The organism is Streptococcus sp. HMSC068F04, assembly GCF_001837455.1.
GTDB lineage: Bacteria > Bacillota > Bacilli > Lactobacillales > Streptococcaceae > Streptococcus > Streptococcus salivarius_D.
Genome location: NZ_KV832499.1, coordinates 1 through 449, shown reverse-complemented (window position 1 = coordinate 449; position 449 = coordinate 1). Strand labels below are relative to the sequence as shown.

At 35.2% G+C, this 449-nt stretch carries 1 pseudogene; it reads left to right on the top strand.

What is annotated here, in order from left to right:
• Window positions 1-75: 75 nt before the first annotated feature.
• Window positions 76-449 (top strand): annotated as a pseudogene (gene tnpA, locus HMPREF2571_RS10290) (IS200/IS605 family transposase); the annotation flags it as partial.

Here is a 449-nt window from a genome sequence, read left to right as displayed (position 1 = left end):
AAAAAAGTCCCCCTAAAGTGTTATATTAGATAAGGTTTCCCGACCACTAACTAATATACTAAAGGAGGACCCCTGATGAGACAGGATAATAATAGTTTAGCACATACTACATGGAATTGTAAGTATCATATTGTTTTCGCCCCAAAATATATACGTCAGATAATCTAAGGGAAATACAAAGCAAGTATTGGTCAAATCTTACGGTTATTATGTGAAAGAAAAGGCGTTGAAATTCATGAAGCAGAAGCTTGCCCAGATCATATTCACATGTTAGTGAGTATACCACCGAAACTAAGTATTTCTTCATTTATGGGATATTTAAAGGGTAAAAGTAGCTTAATGATATTCGACCGACACGCAAATTTAAAGTATAAATATGGGAATCGCAAATTTTGGTGTCGAGGGTTTTATGTTGATACGGTTGGGCGAAATCAGAAGCGAATTGAAGA